Below are 23975 nucleotides of genomic sequence, written 5' to 3' on the forward strand. Positions count from 1 at the left end.
ATAAACAAATTATAAAATAATAATCATAAAATCTGAATTATATTTTTATATGAAATAAAAGGCGACATACTAGTAGTACTAGTTGCCGCCCTCTAATCAATTTTTTACTACCTTGCTAATAAAACCACAAGCTTTATTCAAACTGATCATTGCTTCATCGTAATTCATTCCTGTTAAAATCATGACGATTGCTACTTTCGTTTGATTATTTGCTTTCATTAGATAATTACTTGCCGTTTCATAATCACAGCCTGTAGCTTCAACAATTATTCTTTTCGCTCGATCAACTAGTTTAATATTCGTTAGTTGCAGGTCTACCATTAGATTTTTATATACTTTTCCAATTCCAATCATTGAAGCTGTCGAAATCATATTACAAATTAACTTTTGGGATGTTCCAGCTTTTAATCGGGTTGAACCTGTTAACACTTCTGGACCATTATCCACTTCTATTTTTTGGAAGGCAACCTCTCCAATTTTTGAACCTTTATTACATGCTACCGCTACAGTTTTTGCTCCAATCTCGTTCGCATACTTTAAAGCACCTATTACGTAAGGCGTTCGACCTGATGCTGCAATACCGATCACGATATCATTTTTTGTAAGTGATATTCGTAATAGGTCTTCCTTACCTAGCTCTTCGCTATCTTCAGCACCTTCAACGGCTTTAATAAAAGCTCTCTCTCCGCCTGCAATTAATCCAACCACTTCACTAGGATTCGTTCCAAATGTAGGTGGGCATTCAACCGCGTCTAGTAGACCAATTCGTCCGCTTGTACCAGCCCCTGTATAAATTAAACGTCCTCCATTTTGAAATGCTTCAACAACTAGTTGAACTACCTTTGAAATCATCGGAATTTGTTCTCTAACTGCTAGAGCTACCTTTTGGTCCTCTTCATTCATTATTTTTAAAAACTCATCGACGCTTAGCTGATCTAAGTTACTCGTACGATCGTTTCTAATTTCGGTTGTTAAGTTCTCTAACACAATTACACCTCAATCATAGGGCAGGATTTTTAACACATTCTCTTTTGTACATCCTGCTCTTCTTGTTTTTACAGCACTTAATTATTCTTTACGTGAATTTACTTCTTTCATAGCTAATAGATATCCTCCGAAGGTCGAAGAGATTTCGTCCGTGTATAATGTTACTGTTGGATGGTTCTCTTGAATTGTTTGAATAAACGTTTTCTGAACGACCGGTATTCGACTTAGAATACTTCCTTTTATTGCAACTCGTGGCTCTTCTCGAAGATTTAACTTTTTTATGGCTTGGATTGTCGTTTTCCCAAGAAGTTGACCAGCTCTTTCTAGAACTGTTAAGGCCATTAAATCACCCATGTTGGCCATTTCAACGATAAATGGAACATGTGAAGCAATCTCAGCTTTTGGATTGTGATAAATATACTTTTTAAGTTCTTCGGCTTCTTTTAACTGCAATTTTTCCAGCATTTTCAAAGATAAATAACTTAAAGGAATACCTTCATCAAATTCCTGTGTAATCTTTTTAAAGATTTCCATACAAATCCAATATCCGCTTCCTTCATCCCCTAAAAGATGTCCCCATCCACCTGCCGTAACAGTCCGTTCTTTATGCATTCCGATACAAATTGAACCTGTACCAGCGATTGTTAATACACCACTTTGTCCATTTAGTAATGCTGCATGTGCAATTTGTGCATCATTAACAATTTTAAAAGGGATACGAAATGCATCATTTAATGCCTTTTCCAACGGACCTCGATCTTTCACTCCACCAATTCCAGCAATTCCTAAAAATAAGAATAGGCAATTCTCTTTTGATAAAGGGCTTAAGCAATTTTCAATTGCTTCTATAATATGATGAATTCCATCTTCTTCATTGATTAGTAAATTACTAAAACCAGAATAACCTTGACTAATAATTTCTCCATCTAAATTATAAGCAATAGCCTCTGACTTCGTTCCTCCACCATCAAGACCTATAACATATTTCACTAAAACTGCCCCCTACCATCTATCGTCTATTCTATTACTATATGAATCGATTATTTCTCGGCTAATTTTTTGTGTAAACGAATGATATGCTCTATTAGCTTTTGTTCACTCATTGCTGTCATTAAATGGTCCTGAGCATGAATCATTAATAAAGACTTTTCACACGGCTGACCATTTAATTCAGCTTGTATTAAAGTCGTTTGAGTTTTATGTGCATAACCAATTTCTTGGTGAGACTCTTCGATTAAGCGATCTGCTGTTTCAAAATCATTTTTTTCTGCGGCCTCTAATGCTTCGTAAGCTAGTGATCTTGCATTCCCACCGTGTGAAATAATCTCAAAAATTTCTTGTTCGTTAGTCATCATCATTTTCATACTCCTTAATTTTGTTTTTTATTTATTCTTATCGAACTACCAATTCTTCTTTATAAAATAATGGTAAGTATTCTTTATGAGCAGTTAAAAGTGCATCTAGTACATCCTTTGCAACTTCATCACTCGGAACTAAAGGATTAATCGTTAGTGCCAATAATGCCTTCTCATAAAATCCAGTAACAGCCGCCTCAGCTCCAACTCGTTCAAATGATTTAATCTGCTGAACTAATCCGTTTATTTGAGGTGGTAATTCACCTACTGATATCGGAATTGGTCCTTGCTTTGTAACGATACAATTTACCTCTACAGCTGATTCATTCGGAATCCCTTGTATTGAACCATTATTTTGAACGTTTAATACTTGGATATCTTTTTTATCGTTATAAATAGATGTAATTAAGCTACATGCGGCATCACTGTAATATGCTCCACCTCGTTTTTCAAGTTGAGGCGGTTTAATAGCTAAATTCTCATCTTTATATAACTCAAATAAATCATCTTCCAACTTCTTAACAATCTCTGCTCGAGTAGTACCTGTTTTGAAAGATTCTAATTCTTCATCTAATATCTGTTTCGTTTTGTAATAATAACGATGGTATGGACAAGGAAGGACACCTAATGACATAAGAAATTCTTTTTGCCATGGTAATGGTGCGATATTTTTCATTGTCATTTGTATTTCTGGATTTGCTAATAATGCTAAAACATGTTCAGTCACTTCTTTTCCATCAACATAGACATGAAGCCCATAAACCATATGGTTTAATCCAGCAAAATCAATATATACACGACTTATATCCACTTCTAACAATTTAGCAATCGTCATTGTCATATTAATTGGTACATTACAAACCCCAATTACCTTTTTATGTTTACTATAACGAAGTAATGCTTCTGTAACCATTCCAGCAGGATTTGTGAAGTTAATCAACCATGCATCTGGGCATAGTTGCTGCATTTCTTCAGCAATTTCAAGTAATACAGGAATTGTCCTTAGACCTTTAAATAGACCACCTGCACCGTTCGTTTCTTGACCAATCATACCGAATTGTAAAGGTATACGTTCATCTTTAATTCGTGCCTCTAGTAAGCCTACTCGCATTTGAGTCGTTACAAAATCAGCATCCTTTAGCGCTAATTTTCGGTCTAACGTTAAATGAATTTCCATTGGAACTCCAGCTTCTTTTACCATTCGTTTAGCTAAATTACCAACGATCTCTAACTTTTCCTTCCCTGCTTCTATATCAACTAACCATAACTCACTTACAGGTAGTTCATTATATCTTTTAATAAAACCCTCGACTAATTCTGGAGTATAACTCGAGCCGCCGCCTATTGTTACGATTTTAATTCCACTTTTTTTATTCATCTAAAACACACCTTCATTTCATATCTTTTCTTATGAATTGAATACAACGAGATAACAAGTCACAGTGCAGAAAACTAATAATGTAATAAATAAAATTAAAGCTTGTTTCTTATTCTTAAACTTACCTTCAATAAATACAATCACGCCTGTAAGTCCTACACTCAAACCAATACTATTCGTAATAAATACAGCAAGATCTCTAGATATTCCAATAAGGAGTAGAACAGGATTAAAGATAAGATTAAACGCAAGAATAAATACAAAAAATGCAAATGCACCTTTATAACTAAAAAAATGGAGATTCTTTGTAGTGTTCATGTTAATCTTCCTTTCTTGATTACTTGGTAATAAATAAAGGAAGCAGGGTTCAATTATCCCACACTCCCTTTACTATGAATTTATAAAGATACTTTTACACCTTTATCGATATCAATTGTAGATTCTTGTGCTAACAATTTTTTATCGTACATTTTGAAGAATGGTAAATAAATAACGACAGATATTACCAGATTGATTACTACTAGAATAATAGCTCTCCAATCTCCACCAGTTGATAAATATGCACCTATTGGAGCAGGTAAAGTCCACGGAACCATTACATATGTTGGGTTAACTAGTCCTGCTGCTGTTGCTAGGTAAGATATTGTTGCACCAATTATTGGAACGATCATAAATGGAATAATTAATACAGGGTTTAATACAATCGGCATACCGAAAATTACTGGCTCATTAATGTTAAAAATACTTGGGATAATTGCCGTTCTTCCAAGGGCCTTTGAGTAACTAGATTTTCCTGCGATTAACATCGCAATTACTAAGCCTAATGTTGCACCTGAACCACCAATCCAAATAAACCACTGGAAGAAAGTTTCAGGAGCGATGTGTGGTAACTGACTTCCAACTTTACCAGCTGCAACAGCTGCAGAGTTATTAGCTAAATAAACTTCCCAAACAGGTCGTGCAACTGCACCTACTACTGATACCCCATGGATACCAAATGCCCAGAAAAATGTGATTAAGAATACAGGTACTAATACACCTGGTAATGAATCACCCGCACTAATTAGCGGAGCTACAGCTTTGTCTACAAGTGAATGTGTATCAACCTTGAATACAACTGTAATTAAAGTCATTACTGTCAAAACAACCGTTACAGGAATAAGAGCTTCAAAAGAACGTGCGACAGAACTTGGCACTGAATCAGGCATTTTAATCGTAATATTTTTGGTTTTACAAAAACGTAATACTTCAACTGCAAAAATAGAAGTAATCATACCTACGAAAAGACCGTGGCCACCCATGTTCGCCATTGGTAATACAAATCCCACTTTATCGATCATTTGAACCCCAGTTGTAAATAAAAACGCGGAGCCGGCTAATAATGCGCCAGAAAGCGGGTCTAGTTTATAGCTTTGAGACAAGCTATATCCAATCCCAAAAGTAATATAAAGGGTCATTATATACATTGTAAGTCGGTACGGAATTAAAATATCCGCAATGTGTTTTGCTGCCCATACCCCAACCGCAGAATCTGCAGGCACTGGTGGAAAGGCAATAATTAAGAACAAGCTTCCAAAAATGATAAATGGTAAAGCAGAAACTACACCATCACGAATTGCACGTAAATGCTTTTGTTCAGATAGTTTTGCCATTGGTGTTGATAAATTGTTTTCCAAAAATGAAATAAACTTATCCATTTGTTCTTCTCCTTTTATGATAAATTATTAAACTATTTAACTAGTTCTTGAACTAATTTTAATAATGTAGGACCTCCAAGTGGGCTATACGCCTGTGGTGGAATGACAGCACAAGGTACATTCGCCTCGTCAGATGAAGCTTTAAAACCATCAAATCGGTGTCTTACTTGTGGAGCAACCATTGCTACATCCCAACCATTTTTAACTTCCTCAGCAAACTCTTGAGTTCCAACTGCTAATACATCTAGATTTAATCCGTTCTTTTCTCCTTCTTTTTTTAGAGCGTTTACAACAATCGCACTAGACATTCCGCCTGCACATACAAATAATACCTTCATACTCTTAGCCTCCTAATTTTAAGTTTAAAAATAAAAGATTCAAAAAACTGAAAACGTTTTCTATGAAGCTATTATATTCTTAATAAAATTAAATTTCAATTATTTACGATTAAAAATGAAATAAAATTTTAAAAAGATGTAAAAAAAAATTTTACATCTTCTTAAATAGCTATAAATTAATTTTCCTTAAACTGAAACTTACTCCAAGGATGTAAGAAATCTAGTAGGAATATTTCTTCTTCAACAATACGTCCTACTACATTCGTTTTCCCTGAATTCTCCATATCTTGTAGAGCTATTTGTAATTCACCTTTATACTGACCATATAATTCATTTTCTATTAAAATATCGCCTCTACGAATATGTGGTGTGTAAGTAGGTTTAAATTCTTCGTCTCTATATTTTACTCGAGACTGAGTTGAACGTATTAAGTAATCTGATACGTCCCCGCGATAAAAATGAAACTCATCTAAAACAATCTTTTTCTCTAAATCTGTGATTGAATCTTGTAAGTCAATATTTAGTGTAAATAAGTCTTTACCGTTCTGGTTTAGCTCCGCAAGCTGTTTGAACTCTTCTTCAGATGCATAAGCATTTGCAACAATAACATCATCAATTAAGTCTGAATAGAATAAATGTTTCGCTTGGGTTACTACTGATAAATTACGATGCATTTCTAAAGTACAAAGACCTTCTGATACAGGCCACGGTCCATATGTTGCAGCTTGTGAATTAATAAATGCTGCTGTACGAATACCATGTTTTTTAAACTCTTCACTACATTTTACAAAATGTGTATAGCTTAAACCTGCATAACGATGTGGATAAAAATTATGAGATCCGATTAAATTAGACTGGTTTGGTTTATAGGCTAATATATTTTCTAAATATTTCGTAGCATTACTCATGTTAATTTCAATTTTTAATCCATATGGATTATAAGTCATAATGGACTCTTCATTCCCAGTAAATCCCATATCAAGCCTAATCCCATAAGCTCCTAGGTCAGCGAAAAATGATAGATCATTATATGAAATATTCAATGTGCCAAATACTCGAGGGGCAATATCAACAATTACTTCCATCTCTAAACTATTTGCATAATCAATTATTTCTTTGAACTCTTTTAAAATCTGTTCCTTGTCACCATTTACTGATAATAAACAAGTAAAAATTCGTTTAAAACCATATTGATGAGCTAATTTAATATAAACCTTATCTTTTTCAACAGTTGAGTGCTCTGGATAAATTGAAATTCCTAATTTTTTCACGATTAATCCTCCTAATATGGTATTGGTGTAATATTTCCTAAAACAACTAAACGATTTGCCTTTGTTGCTCCAGGTACATTACTTGGTAAACCGTTTAAAGTTTCATTTGCTAAAATCGCAAAGGCAATTGCTTCTTTGGCGTCCGAAGAAAAACCAATATCTTCTTGTACTAATACTTTCGAATCTTCACATAATAATTCTTGAAGCATGCGTAATAGCGTTTTATTATGACTACCTCCGCCACCTACAATTACTTCGTCAATTGGATAATTCGGTAAAATAAACTTTTTATAATTTTCAGCGATTGATTTTGCAGTAAACATCGTCATTGTAGTCACTAAATCAATCGGTGAAATATCACTAAACTCTTCCAATATTTCATCAACAAACTGTGTACCAAATAACTCTCTTCCTGTTGTTTTAGGTATAGGTGCTAAAATATAAGGAATACTCATACATCTTTTTAGTAATTTCTCATTTACTTTACCTTTAGCAGCCAATTCACCATTTGCATCATATGGAACATTAAAATAGCGCTTACAAATTTCATCAATAATCATATTACCTGGACCCGTATCAAAGGCTACCAAATCATCGATTGTAGAATTCCTTGGAACGATCGTAACATTACCGATCCCACCAATATTTTGTAGTAAACGAGTTTTCGTTTTACTTTTATAAAGTAATAACTCAGAATGTGGAACTAAAGGCGCTCCATACCCACCGGCTGCCATATCCATCACTCGAAAATTAGAAACAACCTTCGTGTTTGTTTCATAGGCAATAACTGCTGCCTCTCCTAATTGCAATGTAGACTGAATAAAATTCCCTTCAGCTTCAGGTTGGTGATAAATCGTTTGACCATGCGACCCGATAAACTCAAGTTGATCTAATGAAAATTCGTTTTTGCTACAAATTTGCTTTACTGCATTTGCAAAAGCATAGCCAAGCTTAAAGTTTAAACTACATAAATGCTGAGCGTTTGATGAAACAAGTGTAATAGCATCTTGAATTTCTTTTAATAAACCTTCCTCAAGCGGAACCGTCATAAAATCAATCAATCTTACTTCTGTCTCAGGTCCAAATCCAGTGATCTCTACTAAAGCTGCATCGATTCCATCTAAAGATGTACCTGACATTAATCCAACTGCATATCCCAATTCATTCACTCCTTCATATTTTTATTAATAATACCTTAAAACAAAATTTCATTTTTGTAAAAGAAAAGAGTGAAAGTTTATTTAGAAATTTTGAAAAGAATCTTTAATGTTTATAAGAAATTAGTGAATAGAAACATTCTCTTATAATGTATTATTACTCATTTCACCATCTCTTATAAAAATAATAATTAATAAAATTTTTATGTAATATCGTTTCTAAAAAATCATTGATTACATTGATAAAATAGGCATTAATTATCTTATACAAGATCGTAACTAGTAAAAAAGCATTGAATGAATGATAGAATAATTTTACAATTCTTTACATACTAAACAAAAACTTATATTTCAAATAAGGAGAATCTATAATGAGCCATTTGGAAACACAAATAGATGAATTAGCAGATCAATATTTCACGAAACTATTAGAAATACGTAGACATTTGCATATGTATCCAGAATTAAGTAATCAAGAATTTCAAACAACGAAATTTATCAATCAAGAATTAGAAAAAGCTAATATCCAAAAAATACAATTGAATAGTCAAACAGGAACTGCAGCCGAGATAATTGGCAATTCAGGGCCGATTGTTGCACTCCGAGCTGATATTGACGCACTTCCAATTCAGGAAGAATCCGTTTTACCATTTCGTTCAGTTATTGATGGAATCGCCCATATGTGTGGACATGATGTTCATACTTCTATTGCACTCGGAGTTGGATTTATTTTACAGGAATTAAAACACCAGATGCCTGGTACCGTTCGATTGATCTTTCAACCTGCTGAGGAGTCTGAAGGTGGCGCTGAGCAAATGATCGCTGAAGGATTACTTAACGATGTAAAAGCTATTATCGGACTTCACAATATGCCAGATCTTCCAGTTGGTACGATTGGAATTAAAGAAGGTTTCCTAATGGCAAGTGTAGATGATTTTGCTATTAAGATTAAAGGGAAAGGCGGTCACGCAGCACTTCCTGAAAAAGCAATTGATCCGATTGTAATTGGCAGTGCTGTTGTCAACCTTATACAAACTCTAGTTAGCCGAACAATTTCTCCAAAAGATTCTGCTGTCATAACTGTTGGATCGTTTCAGGCTGGGAATACAAATAATGTAATCCCTGAATTTGCAGTTTTAAAAGGCACAGTTCGAACTTCAAGTGAAACAATTCGAAAGCAAATTCAAGAAAACTTTCAAACACTAGTTCAAAATCTTGTACATTCACTTGGAGGAGAAGTCGAAATAGACTATCAAGTATTACTGCCCGCAGTATTTAACGACTCGAAAGTAACATCAGTCGTACGAGAAGCAGCAATTTCAACAGTCGGAGTAGAACATGTTGTGACTGCAGAATCGACAATGGGAGGAGAAGATTTTTCATTCTATCAACAAAAAGTGCCTGGGTCTTATATTTGGTTAGGCTCTGGAAATAAAGAAAAAGATATAACCTATGGATGGCATCACCCAAAATTTATGGTCGATGAAGACGCAATAAAAATTGGGGTAAAACTAATGGCCCGATCGGTGTTCAAACTATTAACCGATACTACTATTTCTAAATAAAAGGCAAAAAAGTGAAAAGCATTGATTTAACAACGCTTTCACTTTTTTTGTTTTATACTATATTAGCTTAAGGCTATTTTTAAATTGCATAGTCTTCTATTTTGAAACATCTACTGATTTAAATCCTTACTTTGTTACTACTTCTTTTCCACCCTTAGATTTGAACAGTTTTAATGTAATTCCTGATTCTGAATTAGGAAGATACTTAATTTTACAATAATAATTTCCATTTTGAGCTTTATAATAAGGGTTGTTTTCGAATGTTATATCATGCTTAAGAAATTTAGCGTCTAAACTTCCACCTCCTCTTCCATTATACTTACTAATTTTACAATTCCCTTGATACACTATTGTATGATGAGATAATGCATCAGGTAAATCTTGAATAAGTGGTATAGAAGCAATACTACTACCAAAAAAAATAATTAAAGATGCTACTAGTCCAAATTTTTCCTTTAAGGTTAATTTATCGAATTTTCTTTTTTTTCGAGTCTTTATATATATTAGCTTACTGTTTTTCTTCTTTTTATAAAAAGACCAAATAGAAATTGGAGTTCCTATAATTAAAGTTAGATATATAAATAATTGAATGAAATAACTTACCATTAAATAATTTACTTCCCTTCGAATCTATTTATTTTGTAACTAAATATTATTCCTTCTGTCTTACCAATATTCCTTCATAAATTAAGCTACTATTTAGTATAAAATAGAAGATGACCTGGTGATCATCCTCTGTTTTTTGTTGAATTAATGCATGCGTTAGTTGCATAAGATCACGAGTTGCAAATGCGTCTTTTTTTTATTAAAAAGAACACAAATGAAATATATCATTTGTGTTCTTTTTAATTATCCTAAACGGTCACCTTTTTTTACTTTTTGCTGAGGTTCTATCAGAACAACACCTTGGTCTGAATAAACGCCCATTACTAAAACCTCTGAACTAAAGTCAGCAACTTTCATAGTTGGAAAATTGATTACTCCTAATACTTGTTTACCAACTAGTTCATCTAAACCATAACAATCTGTTATTTGAGCACTACTTTGTTTAATCCCTATTTCTTCTCCAAAGTCAACCCACAGTTTATATGCTGGTTTTCTTGCTTTAGGGAACGCTTCAGCTCTAGTTATTTCTCCAACACGCATATCTAATTTTTGAAAATCGTCGAAGGTTGCCATAAAAATGCCTCCTAAAAATTGTTTGTTTGTTTTCGAGATAAAGAATAGGTATGTTCCTCTTGTCTATCTTTAATAACTATTAAGACCCCTAAGAGAATTAAAACAGATCCTATCCAAAAGGTTATATTAATCTTCTCTCCTAGTATTAACCATCCTAATAATGTACCAACAATAGGTTGAAAGAAGAAAAATAAACCTCCACTTGAGGCATTAAGCATTTGTAATCCACGATTCCAAAGTAGAAATCCGCCTGCTGTTGAAATAACTCCTAAATATAAGAGTCCTCCCCAAATAGTTGGGTGAGTCAATTGAGATAGAAGATAGACATGAACGCTTCGAAACAACTAAAAGGTTAGCTTTAATTGGATTTCCAAACATAATTGTTTCATTCGAACTTATTTATTGAGGGTGGCTCAGGATCCTATCCAGGCATGTAATATCCCCCTGTTACTCCATACGGTAAATTCATTTTAGTCATATTGAACCCCTTTATTAAATTGTATTTTAATTAAAATTAATTCTAATACAAATTTTATGTAGAAATTATTAATTTAAACTCCATAGTATATATCGTCAAAAATTATCATACATTGTCAATACACATAGTAGGGGGAATAATAATGGACTCAAATAATTTACGTGAATTAGAGTATGCAATAGATGAAATTACTGAAATTGCAAAAGGATTTGGGCTTGAATATTTTCCAATGAGGTATGAAATATGCCCATCTGATATTATTTACACGTTTGGTGCGTACGGAATGCCAACTAGATATTCACATTGGAGCTTTGGAAAAAAATTCTATAAGATGAAGTTGCAGTATGATCTAGGATTAAGTAAGATTTATGAATTAGTGATTAATTCTAACCCATGTTATGCATTTTTACTTGATACCAATAGCCTGATTCAAAACAAATTGATCGTTGCCCATGTACTCGCTCATAGCGATTTCTTTAAAAATAATGTGCGATTTAGCAATACAAATCGAGATATGGTCGAAAGCATGGCTGCAACAGCTGAAAGAATTAAACAATATGAACAAAAATATGGAAAAAAGTTAGTAGAAGAATTTTTGAATGCAGTTATAGCTATCCAAGAACATATTGACCCTTCTATTGTAAGAAATAAATTATCGTGGCAATTAGAAGATGATATGATCATCCCTCTTCCTCGAGTAGGACCATATGATGATTTATGGAACTTGGATAATAAAAATGAAAATATTACTCCTGTAAAACCTCGAAAAAAGAAATTCCCACCACAACCTGAAAAGGATCTTTTACTATTTATTCAACATTTTAGTCGCGAATTAGAAGAGTGGCAACGAGACATTTTAACAATGTTACGAGAGGAAATGTTATATTTTTGGCCACAGCTCGAAACAAAAATTATGAATGAAGGATGGGCTAGTCTTTGGCATCAACGTATTATGCGAGAGTTAGATTTAACATCAGGTGAATCAATTGAATATGCAAAATTAAATGCAAGTGTAGTACAACCCTCGAAAACAAGTATAAACCCTTACTATTTTGGACTAAAAATGTTTGAGGATATTGAAGAAAGATATAACAATCCATCTGAAGAAATGAAACAAAATGGGGTGAAAGTTGGTTCTGGAACTGAAAAAATTTTTGAAGTACGTGAGCTTGAATCAGATACTAGTTTTATTAGAAACTATTTATCAAAAGAATTTGTGATGAACAAAGACTTGTACTTGTTTAAAAAACAAGGAAAAGAATATAAGATTAATGATAAAAGCTGGGTGAATGTACGTGATCAATTGGTAAATATGCGTACGAATGGAGGATATCCTTATATAACTGTAAATGATGGGGACTATCAAAAAAATGGTGAATTGTATTTAAAGCATTCATTTGAAGAGATTGAATTAGACGTTAAATATATAGAGAAAGTTTTACCATATTTATACCAATTATGGGGAAGAACGACTCATATTGAGACAAGAATGGATGGAAAAGCTGTATTATTTAGTTATGATGGAATTAATGTAAATCGTAAAAATTTGTAAACGCCTGTTTAGGCGTTTTTTTATTTTAGCTAATTCTTAAACGTTGTTTACTGCATAGTACATCGACTAGATCATGTTAGCAATGTGATATGGCGTTCCAATTTTGAATAAACTTTAATAAGTAATATGAATCATACTTTAGTTAATGATTTTAAATTTATAAAGGTATTTATTAATTCCTTGTTCGACTAATGCACTGCGTTAGTTGTATTAATCGAGTAATTTTCTATTGATAAATAAGTACACCATTGTTAATAAAATCAACATTATTATTATAAGAACCGTTACTTCATAAGGATATTCGATAAAACTGTTGAAAATTATTAACAAGCTGAGAGGAAGAAAAAAACCTCCACCTACTACTTTACCTAACAGGGACTTATTTTTAATCATTTTCTCATTAAAACCAGCTAACAACCATGTTTGTTTTTTTACAGCGACTAGGTAAGACACAAGTAAAAGTGCTATACCGATAATTAATAATCCGTAATCTATCAACATATACCTCTCCTCTAATCCTTTTCCCTTTTTCCATAATATGTTAATTCTAGCCCTTAAATGATATACCCTTCCCTAGACACTCACAAAGTTATAAAATTAATCCTTATTAAACTAAACTGCCATTTAGCTCCATAAAAAAAACCGACTAAACAGTCGATCATGTTGTTCAACAAAAGCACGCATTAGTTGCATTAGATTTTAGTTTTGTTAGTTACCAAAAAGGAAGTGCTACTTCCCATTATTATGCCTCCCGAGATACCTATTAGAATACCAATTACAGACCAATGAGTAGATAAGAAAATACCAAACATAAACATTACTAAGCCGATTAAAAAGATAAATGAACCTCTTTTATTCTTCATAAATAGAACCTACGAAATTCATGATAGTTTGTTAGTTCTTCTCCAAATTAATGAAAAAATTAAGATTAATAAGCCCATTGAAATACCTATAATTTGGTCTACTAAAAGTTCACCCGTTCTAAAATAGCGAATAATGAAAGTACCACCAAAAATAATTATTATCGTAATTGCTAGTTGAATCAGATAACTGTTTATTTTCATAATGAACATCTCCATTTACACTTAAATCTTCAAATTGATATATAAAACATTACCATGTTTATCCATTTTTTAGTATAAGTTTTATAAAATCCTTATTGCACTATCCTGCCATTTAGTTCCATAAAAAAATCGACTATACAGCCGATCATGTTGTTCAACTATTGCATGCGTTAATTGAATTAGGTTATTTCTTTGGTCCACCAAAGTATTCAGTTTTCACACTCCAAAAGTCATCAAGATGATTCCACAATTTTAATGATTCAGAGTGTAAAAATCTCTTTATTCCATCACAGCTGCGTAACTGGAGGGTCTTTCTTATTATTTTAAATAGAAGTAAGGAATAGTATAAAAAAAGGTTGCTAATGCAACAAAAAATAAAACAAAAATCCCATAAAAACTTATAGCATTTTGACCAAAAATATAAATGAAGATGGGAAGTAAAAAAGTGCCAAGCCCAATAATTGTAGTGATTATTCCTACTCTTTTGGCAAGCTTCTCTTTATCACCCAAAAACGACTTTTCGTTAAAACCAATGAGTAAAAATAGCATTTTCTTTTTCCAAATCATAAAAGCAAATGCAAAAATCACCAAAGCTGCTAATAAATATATTAAAATATGCACTTACATACCTCCATCTAATACCTTCAAATCATGTTGTTTTCTTCATGGTATTAATTTCCATTTACATTATTATGTTCCACAATAATTGATAGAAACCTTTTTATTCACCTATGCTGCTAATTGCTTGCTTCAATAAAAAAGGCCATATTCTTATTCAACTAATCTGCCATTTTGTTGAATAAGGAAAGCAGCATCATGATCTAACAAACATCCATTCCAAAAAAATTATTACGACATTAAGTGAAATAATAGCAATCCACAATCATTTCAAGGTATAGCCACAAAATTAAAAAGCTATTCTCTAAGAACTACACTAGCTTTTCCAACACTTCCTACTTTTAATTTAATATTTTAAGAGATTCATTAATATAATTACCTTGTAGAATTAACAGGGGGGATTATATGCCGGATTTTGTACAAACTGCCAATTTTGAGCATTCGTTTTGGTTACATGTTTTAAGGGATCATTCTCAATTTATATTGGATGCTTTACCGTCTAAGCAAGAGGAAGAAATTAAGATTGCACAATCATTTTACGTCATTTTTAATAATTTATTTACTAGGGTAAATAACAATGAAAATATGAGCGAGATTACAATTCAAGCAGAAAAAAGTGCTTTAGCGCTACGTGATTTTAAACTTTCACTGCTAACGAAACATATTACTGACGCTAATTTTACGATTTATTTAACACCTACATTTTTAAATCATATGGTTAATGAATTAGAAGAATATTTATTAGTACTATCCTACTTAAAACAAAATCAAACCCCACCTGTCTTCAATGAACTTCATCATCATTTATTATGGGTGCTAGATGCGGCAGGTCATGCAGATGCCATTTATACGAATCTCGATGGTACAGAAAAAATGCTAAGAAAGAAAAGTCATGAATTCACAAAGCATTTTGAACACTTTTATCTAAAAGCAGTAGAATTGACCGGATATTTACGTACAAAACTAAGCACATTTCCTGCATTAAAAAGAATGAATCAAGACGTAAAATTAGAAATTCAGCTATTTCAAATATTTCTAAAAGAAATTGAAGAATTAGATATCTCAAGCCAAATGTTGAGTAACTTTTCGGCTTTAATGGCAGATCATATGTACAGAGAAGAAATGTATTTCTTAAAAAAATTAGAAGAATCTTCATCCTTAAATAATTAATTTTATGAAAAATAAAGCACTCTATTTAACACGTAATATGATGTGTTAAATAGAGTGCTCTTTTACTTTAACTAAACTATTGTTTTATTGAAATCCAGTTATTTTTGATTACTTTTATGACTGCATTTAAGCGATCTGGAACGTCTAATTTCATCAAAATATTGGCGACGTGGTTTTTGACTGTTTTATTCGAAATAAATAATTCCTTACCAATTTGGATATTCGAAAATCCCTTTACTAAAAGGTGAAGTATTTCGTATTCTCTATTTGTAAGTAGCTCTTTTATATATGAATCATTGGGCGGCATAAAATGGATTGAATTATCCTTGAGAAACTTGTATTCTTTTATTAATTCATTTGTATAGCGATTATCTACCATGAATTGTCCACCCTGTACTAGCTTAACAGTATTCACTAAATATGCCTCGTCAACATCTGTTAAACAAATACCTTTTACTCCTACATTCAATAAACGATCTATTTCATAAAAGTCTAAAGAGTTTTTAATGGTAATAATTTTCGTAGAATCATCATGTAACATAATACTTCTTGCATACTTTACCATTTCCTCTCCCGAAACTTGAGTTATAAGAATTGAATTACTTATTTCCTGAAAAGAAAAACTATCTTCTAAATTAATTTTAATAGCATTTATTTTATTAAATTCTAATATTGTACGAATACCCGCAACAAAAAGCGAATTTTCAACAAAAATAACAGTATTATTATTTCTTGGATGATTTGGAACTAATTTTGCTAACATTACTGCCACCTCCAATTTGCAAATTTTTTATAGCAACATTTGTATTGTACATATTTGAATTAATTAAATAAATTTAATATTTTTGAAATTAAAGTTAAGCACTTCTTAAATAAAAGATTATTCTTATTAAAATTTAAACTAAATCCTTAAAATAAAAGATACAAAAACTTACGGTCTTATATTATGATATCTATGTACAGATATTTTTTATTACTATAATTTTCCCAAGGAAATATTTTACTTTGCAACGTTTCAACTTATTGTTTTTTTAGTAAAAAGAGATTACTTACAAAATTCAAGAATTATTTTAATAATATAAATTTAACTATGCACAAGATTTTCCAGTAAAAAAGGTGTATCATTAAACTGTTTTCTTATCTTAAGTGTTCCTTCATACTGTATCCACACTATAATTTTATTAGCTCCTCAAAAATCAATGAAATGACTAAAATATAACCAACGATGTCCACTATCTTTTAAGTTTTTATGTTCTTAAATTACTACATGTATTAGAATTTTTTATTATTAGGAGATTACTATGAATTTCGAACAATTAGAGTATATTGTTTATGTAGCAAGTGAAAAATCAATATCTAAAGCTGCCGAAAAGTTATATATCTCTACATCAGCTATAAGCCAATCTATTTCACAACTAGAAAGAGAATTAAATATAACAATATTTAACCGTTCAAGGATAGGAACTACTCCTACACCTGAAGGAAATATTGTAATAATGAAAGCAATAAATATATTATCGAATATTAAGCAATTAAACGAGGAACTTTTTAACTTAAATATTAAAAAGGAAAAACAGTTAAAAATCGTTGCAGCAACAGCATTTTTTGATATTTTTCAAGAAGCAGTAACAAACTTCAATTTAGAAAATCCTCAAATCTCAATTGACGTCGAGGAAATGCTTCAAGAACAGTTACTAAAGAGTTTTAATCCAGATCGTTATGATGTTGGTTTCCTACCAATAGAGAAAGAAGAATTAGATAAATATCCAAAATTGGGTAAAAAGTTAATCAGCAGAGCTAGAGTAGGTATAGTAGTTGGAAAGAATTCTAAATTATTCAATTATGAATATGTAACACCTGCAGATTTAAATAATGAGAAAATAGTAATATTAAAAAATACAAAAAATGGGATAGTAAAAAAGTTTTCAAAATGTATTACTAATCATGTTATCTTAACGACAAATAATCCTAGACTACTATTAAACGTTGTAAAGGAAAGTGCTGGTTTTTCTTTTATTCATGAGTTTACGGTAAAAAACTACCCAACATTTCATAATGATGAACTCAAGGTAATACCGATTACATATACTGATGAAACGAATTACATCTATCAGGATATATGGGCTATTTATTCGCGAGAACATGGACTATCAAGTTCATCCAGTGAGATTATTAAACACATATTATTTCAGTTAAATAAATAATGAAAAGGAATAGGAACAATCCACAAAAAGGCTTTCTATTCCTTTTTCATATTATTCAAAAGTAACAAATGCAATATGAACAGATATAATTTATAATAAATAAAAAGTTTTCATGATTTCTTTAGGAGGTGATCTATTATGACAAGTACTGTTAGTTTGTCAGATAAATCAACATCCCATGCAAAGCCTAGATTTAGAAAGGCGATACTTTGCATGGGTAGGTTTTACTAATCGCCCAAGTAAGCAGTTCTGATTCAACGGCTTTGCACCTTATTTACTAATTAAGAATAAGGGGCTGGCAAAGATGGCATATATAAAAGCAACTGCTATTTTACCTGAAAAGTTATTATTGGAAATACAAAAATACGTACAGGGAGAAACACTTTATATTCCAAAATCTGAAAAAATTCACAAAAAATGGGGCTCACGTTCAGGTACAAGAAAGCTAATTGATAATCGAAATAAAGCAATTAAAGAAGCATTTAAAAATGGTCAATCAATTGAGCAATTAGCGAAAGAATATTTTCTCTCAATCGAAACAATAAAAAAAATTGTATATACTAAATAAATAAAAAAAACACTGATAACCTCATCAGTGTTTTTTTATGGCAACTTTATTTCTTACATAAACTCAACATATATAATTTCAATTTTTTGATGTAAATTAAAGATATTAAGTTATAAATCGAACTTTCCTCTCAAATTAGGAGTGATATAAATGAAACCTTTTATTAGAACAGAACAATATAATTTTATTAGACATCAACTTCAAGTCCTAACAAATGGACATTCTACAGTAAATGATAAAACCGTTTTAAATGCTTTACATTCACTAGTTAATGATAAAATACTAAGTTTATTTCCTGAGCTATCTGAAGATCAACATCTACTCTTCAGTCCAATTAGCACAATTAAAAATTCTGATCAAGCAGATGTTTTACTGAACCGATTAAAGCCTTATATAATTCCTTTTAAAGAAGTATCAGAACAATCCATCAAAAAGCTTTTTCCTAAAGCTAAAAAGTTAAAGCTTCCTTTATTACAAAATATTGATTTAATTGAGACAACATATATTGGATGGGATGACTTAGGCTCTAATTCAAAGTTTATTGTCACCTATTTAAATGAAAAACTAATTGGTTTACAAGGTACTTTTAATCCTATGAAAAAAAGAGGCAACTGTACAATATGTAATAAATACGGTGATTTAGGATTATTCATGACAAAAACAAAAGGAAAAATTGAAGGTACTTTTACCCAAAGAGGAAATTACATTTGCAAGGATAGCCATGTATGTAATCAAAATATAATGTCGCTAAATAAACTGCATGATTTTATTATGTTGGTTAAGTAGTGAAAACGAAAAAATCGCTTAGTGCTATAAACCTAAGCGATTTTTTTCTATTAATTAACATTTATTCTACGTTAGTATCTGTTGATTTCTTTTTAGAGAGAAACCAACCACCTAAAGCGATTAATAGCATGACAGACCAGAAAATCGTATTCCAGATTGGTCCTTCAACGAAGTGATGTGAAATAATGTGTAGCGAAGGATGTGCCAAAGTATGCATTAGTAGTTTAACCCCTACCCATCCAACTAAAAGCATAGCTGCTGTTTCTAAACTTGGACGTGTTGTCAGCAATTTAACAAAAATACCTGCCGCAAAGCGAATAACGATTAAACCTGCAATTGCTCCAATAACAATGACGATAAATTTAGCACCGTCCATGCCACCTATATTACCCATTTTTGTATTAGGTAGATCAATTACTAGCGCTACTGCTGCTAAAATAGAATCAATTGCAAATGCAATATCTGCTAATGATATTTGAGCAACTGTCATACCAAAGCTTTTTTCTTTTTTACCTTTATCATCATCATGCTTTTTAAATAAATGCTTTAATGCTATGAAAATTAAATACGCTGCTCCGATTGCTTGAACCTGCCACACATTAAAAAGAAATGAAATAATAAAAATGGCACCGATTCGAAAAATAAAAGCTAAAAGTAAACCAATATTGATTGCTTTCTTTTGTTGTTCCTCTGGTAAATGTTTTGCCATAACAGCAAGCACTAGTGCATTATCGGCCGATAATAAACCTTCTAATAAAATTAGAATAATTAATACCCAACCGTACTCTAATAACAAAGATAGTTCCATGTTTTCCCCCTATTTAATTTACTTTTAACTTTTTTAACCACTTTTTAATTATATTCCCTTTTTTATAAATTCCTTATCCAAATTTTTGAATATTCTAGTACAATTTTCTCCATTTACATTTTTATTAGCTTCAAATTAGTTGACTTAGTCAACTTTTTTATTTTATATTATTAGTAATCTAAAATTTCAGAATATTGAAGGTGAGAAAAATATGAATCATGTTGAAAAAATACGCAAATTTAACAGACATTATGCCAATGTATTGGGAAAAATTGATCAAGAAATCTATAATCACCCTTTTCCATTAACTGAAGCCAGAATCATTACAGAAATCAACGAAAACAACGGATGTACTGCCACAGATATTATCGAAAAACTCGGCATTGATCGCGGTTATTTAAGTCGTATTATTCAACGATTTGATGACGAAAACATCATTTCAAAAATCCAATCTCCTGAAGATAAACGTCAATATACTCTTCATTTAACTGCAAAAGGAAACGAAATCTACAATAAATTGGTTAATGATGCGAACATTGGCGTAGAAAGTATGATTCAAAGCTTTTCTACTCCTGAAGTCAAAGAGCTAGTAAAATCAATGGAAACAATTGAATCCATATTCTCATTAAATCAAGCATCTATTCCTGAAATATCAATTCGACCATATAAGCCTGGCGATGTTGGGTACGTCGCTTATATTCATGGAAAGATTTATAGTACAACCTACCAATTTGGTCGTGTATTTGAATATTATGTAATGAAAGGGTTAAGCGAATTTTTATTGAATTCTAACGGAGGCGAACTTTGGGTCGCAGAAGTAAATGGAGAAATCGTCGGATCAATTGCTATTACGAAAGCAAATGAGTCAGTAGCACAGCTTAGATGGTTTGTATTAGATGAAAAATACCAAGGATTCGGTATCGGTAAAAAGCTAATCGAAACAGCACTCAACTTCTGTAAGGAAAACCAATTCGAACATGTATTTTTATGGACTGTAAGTTCATTAGAGACCGCACGTTATCTTTATAAAAAATATAATTTTACTTTAACTGAAGAGAAACCTAACTTTGAATGGACTGGATCTGAGTTAATTGAGGAAAGATGGGATTTAGTACTTCTATAAAAAAATAATGAATATAGCAGATTTTAAGGGATAACATTTAGACTTTCAACACGTAAACCGAACTAAAATTGTAAATGTAGGAAAATAAACAATATTATTTTTTCAATAATAAAAGAGCATCGATTAAGATGCTCTTTCTACTTACGTTCCCAAATCTAAACAAGACCTAAATAACTTTTAGTAATATAAGGATAAATAATTTTCCCATTTAAACTATACTTATTAAATAAATTTGTAAGTGCAGTTCCATATGGCTCAAATTCTTTTTCCCTACTTAACGGAGAAAATGAAGAAGATAAGTTCCTACCTAAAAATCCTTCTAAATCCATTTCCAAATCATTTCTATAAACCATCGTTTCATAAATCCCGTTTTTAAAAAATTGGTTAGTAACATCTGGCGTATCTTCTATTCCACCACTAAAACCTTTAAACTTAGGACAAGTTTCTTTGCAAATCTCTTGCAATTCAGTCATTATAGGACTTAATAAATCCTTACTATTCCAAACTAGAGATACTTTTGCATTCTCTTTTAAGATTCGTTTACATTCTAACCGGAATTCTTCTTTATCAAACCAATGAAATGCTTGCGCTACTGTTATTAAATCAACACTATTATTTTTTAAAGAAGTATTTTCAGCTGTTGCATTAATTGATTTATATTGATCGTAATTCTTCAAACTTTTTTCAGCGATCCCTCGCATATCATCATTTGGTTCAATTGCTAAAACAGTTAACTTTTTTTCAAGTAAAAGCTTCGTTAAAATACCTGTACCTGAACCAATGTCTGCAATAACGCTACCCTCATTCAAATGATTTTCTCAAGAGTAAATAATTGATATATTCATTCGGATAACTTGGGCGAAACTTCGAATATAGATCTGCCTTACCAGTAAAATTTTCAATCAATACAAAACACCTTCTTAAAAAATGTTTTTTAGGTTAAATTTGATGAGCATGAAGTCTAGCAAAAATCCCATCTTCCTGTGATAGTAATTCTGTATGAGTACCATCTTCAGCAATTCCTTCTTCAGTAATTACTAAAATGCGATCTGCTTTTTTAATTGTACCTAATCGATGGGCAATAACTAATGTTGTTCGATCTTTTGATAAATCATTCAATGCCTCTTGAATAATTGCTTCTGTCTCTGTATCTAATGCCGAGGTAGCCTCATCTAATATTAGGATTGGTGGATTTTTCAAAAACATTCTAGCAATTGCTAATCGTTGTTTTTGTCCTCCAGAAAGCTTTAAACCTCTTTCTCCAATTTGAGTTTCATAACCATCAGGTAATGAAGCAATTAAGTCAGTTAAGTGGGCTTTTCTAGCTGATTCTTCTATTTCTTCATCGGTTGCATTTAACTTACCGTAAGCTATATTTTCTTTTAATGTACCTGTAAATAAAAAGACATCCTGTTGTACGATTCCGATATTTGATCGCAATGATTCCTTCGTCATGTTTCGAATATCAATTCCATCAATTGTGATTGCACCGTCTAAAACATCATAAAATCTTGGAATTAATGAACAAATTGTTGTTTTCCCAGCTCCTGAAGGACCTACAAAGGCAATTGTTTTACCGGCCTCAATAGAGAAGGAAAGATCATTTAAGATTCTACGTTTGTTTTCGTAACCAAAAGAAACATTTTTGAACTTAATATCCCCTCTTAGATTAATTACTTCAATTGCATCTGGAGTATTTACAATGTCTGGCTCATTATCAATCAATTCAGTAAAACGTTTAAAGCCCGCCATACCCTTTGGATATAATTCAAGTAAAGCACTAATCTTATCGATCGGTTTAAATAAAATGTTTAAATATAAAATAAACGCTACTAATTCTCCATACGATAAAATTTTCGTAAAACTTAACCAGGCTCCAAAAACTAGAATAACAAGTGTCATTAATCGAGTAGATACATAGATTCCTAATAAATTCACACTCATAACTTTATAAGCTTTTAGTTTCGTTTTACGGAAGTAATGGTTATTTTTATTAAATCGTTTCATTTCATATTGTTCATTCGTAAAAGATTGAACTACCCTTACGCCTGAAACACTATCTTCAACTTGCGAATTTACATTCGCAATATTTCCATACATTTTACTCCATGAATTATTCATTTTCATGTTTGAGTAGGAAATCAACCAAACTAAAAATGGAACAATTATGATTGCTACTAATGCAAGCTTTACATTAATTGCTAGCATAATCCAAAACGCACCGATGAAGGTCATAATTGCAATAAATAAATCCTCTGGACCATGGTGCGCTAATTCACCAATATCCATTAAATCATTTGTAATACGGCTCATTATATGACCAGTCTTCGTATTATCAAAGAAACGAAAAGATTGACGTTGTACATGATTAAATAACTCACGACGCATATCAGTCTCAATATTAATACCAAGTTTATGACCCCAATAATTCACAACAAATTGCATACCAGAACTTACTAAATAAAGTACTAAGAGTCCGATACTAATCGAGATTATTTTACTCCAATTCCCTTCTGGCAGCAGTTTATCAATAAACCAAGATACTGCTAATGGAAATCCAAGCTCCATTAATCCTACTAATATTGCACAGAAAAAGTCTATATAGAATAGCTTTTTGTGCGGGCGATAATAACTAAAAAAACGTTTAATCAAAATACTGCACCTCGAATTCTATTGA

Annotated in this window: 24 protein-coding genes and 2 pseudogenes; 7 read left to right on the forward strand and 19 right to left on the reverse strand. The window is 31.6% G+C overall.

Features of this window, described 5'->3' with window-relative positions:
- Positions 1-96: 96 nt before the first annotated feature.
- The 9 genes from murQ to anmK all read right to left on the reverse strand — a co-directional run bounded on the left by murQ (position 97) and on the right by anmK (position 8186).
- A complete protein-coding gene (murQ, locus tag COJ46_RS00335) occupies positions 97-987 on the reverse strand; it encodes an N-acetylmuramic acid 6-phosphate etherase (protein ID WP_097978258.1) in 891 nt (296 codons plus the stop codon).
- Positions 988-1068: 81 nt separating this feature from the next.
- A complete protein-coding gene (locus tag COJ46_RS00340) occupies positions 1069-1977 on the reverse strand; it encodes an N-acetylglucosamine kinase (RefSeq protein WP_097978257.1) in 909 nt (302 codons plus the stop codon).
- 50 nt (positions 1978-2027) lie between these two features.
- Positions 2028-2345, reverse strand: a complete 318-nt coding sequence (locus tag COJ46_RS00345) for a PTS lactose/cellobiose transporter subunit IIA (RefSeq protein WP_097978256.1) — start codon at positions 2343-2345, stop codon at positions 2028-2030.
- Between the two features lie 34 nt (positions 2346-2379).
- Positions 2380-3720 (reverse strand): 6-phospho-beta-glucosidase, encoded by a 1341-nt coding sequence (locus COJ46_RS00350; RefSeq protein ID WP_097978255.1) that lies wholly within the window; start codon positions 3718-3720, stop codon positions 2380-2382.
- Positions 3721-3750: 30 nt separating this feature from the next.
- Complete coding sequence (locus tag COJ46_RS00355) at positions 3751-4038, reverse strand: hypothetical protein (RefSeq protein ID WP_097978254.1); 288 nt, start codon at positions 4036-4038, stop codon at positions 3751-3753.
- Between the two features lie 80 nt (positions 4039-4118).
- Positions 4119-5417: a PTS sugar transporter subunit IIC gene (locus COJ46_RS00360; RefSeq protein ID WP_098565579.1), complete on the reverse strand. Its 1299-nt coding sequence runs from the start codon at positions 5415-5417 to the stop codon at positions 4119-4121.
- Between the two features lie 32 nt (positions 5418-5449).
- Positions 5450-5755, reverse strand: coding sequence for a PTS sugar transporter subunit IIB (locus tag COJ46_RS00365; protein ID WP_088014092.1), 306 nt, complete (start codon positions 5753-5755; stop codon positions 5450-5452).
- 176 nt (positions 5756-5931) lie between these two features.
- On the reverse strand, positions 5932-7026 hold the full coding sequence (locus COJ46_RS00370; protein WP_098565580.1) for a DUF871 domain-containing protein: 1095 nt from the start codon (positions 7024-7026) through the stop codon (positions 5932-5934).
- Between the two features lie 11 nt (positions 7027-7037).
- Complete coding sequence (anmK, locus tag COJ46_RS00375; RefSeq protein ID WP_098565581.1) at positions 7038-8186, reverse strand: anhydro-N-acetylmuramic acid kinase AnmK; 1149 nt, start codon at positions 8184-8186, stop codon at positions 7038-7040.
- Positions 8187-8575: 389 nt separating this feature from the next.
- Here anmK and COJ46_RS00380 point away from each other — a divergent pair, with 389 nt between their 5' ends.
- Positions 8576-9748, forward strand: coding sequence for a M20 metallopeptidase family protein (locus COJ46_RS00380; protein ID WP_483294979.1), 1173 nt, complete (start codon positions 8576-8578; stop codon positions 9746-9748).
- A gap of 126 nt (positions 9749-9874) precedes the next feature.
- Here the strand turns inward: COJ46_RS00380 and COJ46_RS00385 are convergent, their stop codons facing one another.
- The 3 genes and pseudogenes from COJ46_RS00385 to COJ46_RS00395 all read right to left on the reverse strand — a co-directional run.
- Positions 9875-10354, reverse strand: a complete 480-nt coding sequence (locus COJ46_RS00385; RefSeq protein ID WP_098565582.1) for a hypothetical protein — start codon at positions 10352-10354, stop codon at positions 9875-9877.
- 243 nt (positions 10355-10597) lie between these two features.
- Positions 10598-10927 carry a tRNA-binding protein gene (locus COJ46_RS00390; RefSeq protein ID WP_098565583.1) on the reverse strand — a complete coding sequence of 110 codons (330 nt, stop codon included), beginning with the start codon at positions 10925-10927 and terminating at the stop codon, positions 10598-10600.
- 11 nt (positions 10928-10938) lie between these two features.
- A pseudogene (locus tag COJ46_RS00395) lies at positions 10939-11247 on the reverse strand (DMT family transporter); the annotation flags it as partial.
- Between the two features lie 300 nt (positions 11248-11547).
- Here COJ46_RS00395 and COJ46_RS00400 point away from each other — a divergent pair.
- Complete coding sequence (locus COJ46_RS00400) at positions 11548-12957, forward strand: SpoVR family protein (RefSeq protein ID WP_097978247.1); 1410 nt, start codon at positions 11548-11550, stop codon at positions 12955-12957.
- A gap of 210 nt (positions 12958-13167) precedes the next feature.
- Here the strand turns inward: COJ46_RS00400 and COJ46_RS00405 are convergent, their stop codons facing one another.
- The 3 genes from COJ46_RS00405 to COJ46_RS00415 all read right to left on the reverse strand — a co-directional run bounded on the left by COJ46_RS00405 (position 13168) and on the right by COJ46_RS00415 (position 14642).
- Positions 13168-13455, reverse strand: coding sequence for a DUF3784 domain-containing protein (locus tag COJ46_RS00405; protein ID WP_286145480.1), 288 nt, complete (start codon positions 13453-13455; stop codon positions 13168-13170).
- Between the two features lie 383 nt (positions 13456-13838).
- Entirely contained in the window at positions 13839-14021 is a 183-nt protein-coding gene (locus tag COJ46_RS00410; RefSeq protein WP_098565584.1) for a hypothetical protein, read from the reverse strand.
- 318 nt (positions 14022-14339) lie between these two features.
- On the reverse strand, positions 14340-14642 hold the full coding sequence (locus tag COJ46_RS00415; RefSeq protein ID WP_286133634.1) for a DUF3784 domain-containing protein: 303 nt from the start codon (positions 14640-14642) through the stop codon (positions 14340-14342).
- Positions 14643-15044: 402 nt separating this feature from the next.
- Between COJ46_RS00415 and COJ46_RS00420 the strand changes: the two genes are divergently transcribed.
- Positions 15045-15809 carry a DUF2935 domain-containing protein gene (locus COJ46_RS00420; protein WP_097978245.1) on the forward strand — a complete coding sequence of 255 codons (765 nt, stop codon included), beginning with the start codon at positions 15045-15047 and terminating at the stop codon, positions 15807-15809.
- A 76-nt stretch (positions 15810-15885) separates the two neighbouring features.
- Here COJ46_RS00420 and COJ46_RS00425 read toward each other — a convergent pair whose 3' ends face one another.
- Positions 15886-16572: a response regulator transcription factor gene (locus tag COJ46_RS00425; RefSeq protein ID WP_097978244.1), complete on the reverse strand. Its 687-nt coding sequence runs from the start codon at positions 16570-16572 to the stop codon at positions 15886-15888.
- A gap of 538 nt (positions 16573-17110) precedes the next feature.
- Between COJ46_RS00425 and COJ46_RS00430 the strand changes: the two genes are divergently transcribed.
- The 3 genes from COJ46_RS00430 (at position 17111) to COJ46_RS00440 (ending at position 19367) form a co-directional block, all read left to right on the forward strand.
- Positions 17111-18013 carry a LysR family transcriptional regulator gene (locus COJ46_RS00430; RefSeq protein ID WP_097978243.1) on the forward strand — a complete coding sequence of 301 codons (903 nt, stop codon included), beginning with the start codon at positions 17111-17113 and terminating at the stop codon, positions 18011-18013.
- Positions 18014-18317: 304 nt separating this feature from the next.
- Positions 18318-18581: a CD3324 family protein gene (locus tag COJ46_RS00435; RefSeq protein ID WP_097978242.1), complete on the forward strand. Its 264-nt coding sequence runs from the start codon at positions 18318-18320 to the stop codon at positions 18579-18581.
- A gap of 150 nt (positions 18582-18731) precedes the next feature.
- A complete protein-coding gene (locus COJ46_RS00440; protein WP_097978241.1) occupies positions 18732-19367 on the forward strand; it encodes a FusB/FusC family EF-G-binding protein in 636 nt (211 codons plus the stop codon).
- 61 nt (positions 19368-19428) lie between these two features.
- Here the strand turns inward: COJ46_RS00440 and COJ46_RS00445 are convergent, their stop codons facing one another.
- A complete protein-coding gene (locus COJ46_RS00445) occupies positions 19429-20175 on the reverse strand; it encodes a TerC family protein (RefSeq protein ID WP_097978240.1) in 747 nt (248 codons plus the stop codon).
- 211 nt (positions 20176-20386) lie between these two features.
- Here COJ46_RS00445 and COJ46_RS00450 point away from each other — a divergent pair, with 211 nt between their 5' ends.
- The gene (locus tag COJ46_RS00450) at positions 20387-21298 is read left to right on the forward strand and encodes a bifunctional helix-turn-helix transcriptional regulator/GNAT family N-acetyltransferase (RefSeq protein ID WP_098565585.1); all 912 of its coding nucleotides are present in this window, start codon (positions 20387-20389) and stop codon (positions 21296-21298) included.
- A 155-nt stretch (positions 21299-21453) separates the two neighbouring features.
- On the opposite strand, the pseudogene COJ46_RS00455 reads toward COJ46_RS00450, so the two are convergent.
- Both COJ46_RS00455 and COJ46_RS00460 read right to left on the reverse strand, forming a co-directional pair.
- Positions 21454-22204, reverse strand: a pseudogene (locus tag COJ46_RS00455) (class I SAM-dependent methyltransferase).
- Positions 22205-22237: 33 nt separating this feature from the next.
- Positions 22238-23950 carry an ABC transporter ATP-binding protein gene (locus tag COJ46_RS00460; RefSeq protein ID WP_097978238.1) on the reverse strand — a complete coding sequence of 571 codons (1713 nt, stop codon included), beginning with the start codon at positions 23948-23950 and terminating at the stop codon, positions 22238-22240.
- Between the last annotated feature and the right edge of the window lie 25 nt (positions 23951-23975).

The organism is Bacillus sp. AFS077874 (assembly GCF_002566505.1).
Classification (GTDB): Bacteria; Bacillota; Bacilli; order Bacillales; family Bacillaceae_G; genus Gottfriedia.

Excerpts from the sequence above, each read along its gene's own strand:
- COJ46_RS00345 (WP_097978256.1), bottom strand. The coding sequence starts at position 2,345 with ATGATGATGACTAACGAACAAGAAATTTTTGAGATTATTTCACACGGT.
- COJ46_RS00350 (WP_097978255.1), bottom strand. The coding sequence starts at position 3,720 with ATGAATAAAAAAAGTGGAATTAAAATCGTAACAATAGGCGGCGGCTCG.
- COJ46_RS00355 (WP_097978254.1), bottom strand. The coding sequence starts at position 4,038 with ATGAACACTACAAAGAATCTCCATTTTTTTAGTTATAAAGGTGCATTT.
- COJ46_RS00360 (WP_098565579.1), bottom strand. The coding sequence starts at position 5,417 with ATGGATAAGTTTATTTCATTTTTGGAAAACAATTTATCAACACCAATG.
- COJ46_RS00365 (WP_088014092.1), bottom strand. The coding sequence starts at position 5,755 with ATGAAGGTATTATTTGTATGTGCAGGCGGAATGTCTAGTGCGATTGTT.
- COJ46_RS00385 (WP_098565582.1), bottom strand. The coding sequence starts at position 10,354 with ATGGTAAGTTATTTCATTCAATTATTTATATATCTAACTTTAATTATA.
- COJ46_RS00390 (WP_098565583.1), bottom strand. The coding sequence starts at position 10,927 with ATGGCAACCTTCGACGATTTTCAAAAATTAGATATGCGTGTTGGAGAA.
- COJ46_RS00400 (WP_097978247.1), top strand. The coding sequence starts at position 11,548 with ATGGACTCAAATAATTTACGTGAATTAGAGTATGCAATAGATGAAATT.
- COJ46_RS00410 (WP_098565584.1), bottom strand. The coding sequence starts at position 14,021 with ATGAAAATAAACAGTTATCTGATTCAACTAGCAATTACGATAATAATT.
- COJ46_RS00420 (WP_097978245.1), top strand. The coding sequence starts at position 15,045 with ATGCCGGATTTTGTACAAACTGCCAATTTTGAGCATTCGTTTTGGTTA.
- COJ46_RS00425 (WP_097978244.1), bottom strand. The coding sequence starts at position 16,572 with ATGTTAGCAAAATTAGTTCCAAATCATCCAAGAAATAATAATACTGTT.
- COJ46_RS00430 (WP_097978243.1), top strand. The coding sequence starts at position 17,111 with ATGAATTTCGAACAATTAGAGTATATTGTTTATGTAGCAAGTGAAAAA.
- COJ46_RS00435 (WP_097978242.1), top strand. The coding sequence starts at position 18,318 with ATGGCATATATAAAAGCAACTGCTATTTTACCTGAAAAGTTATTATTG.
- COJ46_RS00440 (WP_097978241.1), top strand. The coding sequence starts at position 18,732 with ATGAAACCTTTTATTAGAACAGAACAATATAATTTTATTAGACATCAA.
- COJ46_RS00445 (WP_097978240.1), bottom strand. The coding sequence starts at position 20,175 with ATGGAACTATCTTTGTTATTAGAGTACGGTTGGGTATTAATTATTCTA.
- COJ46_RS00450 (WP_098565585.1), top strand. The coding sequence starts at position 20,387 with ATGAATCATGTTGAAAAAATACGCAAATTTAACAGACATTATGCCAAT.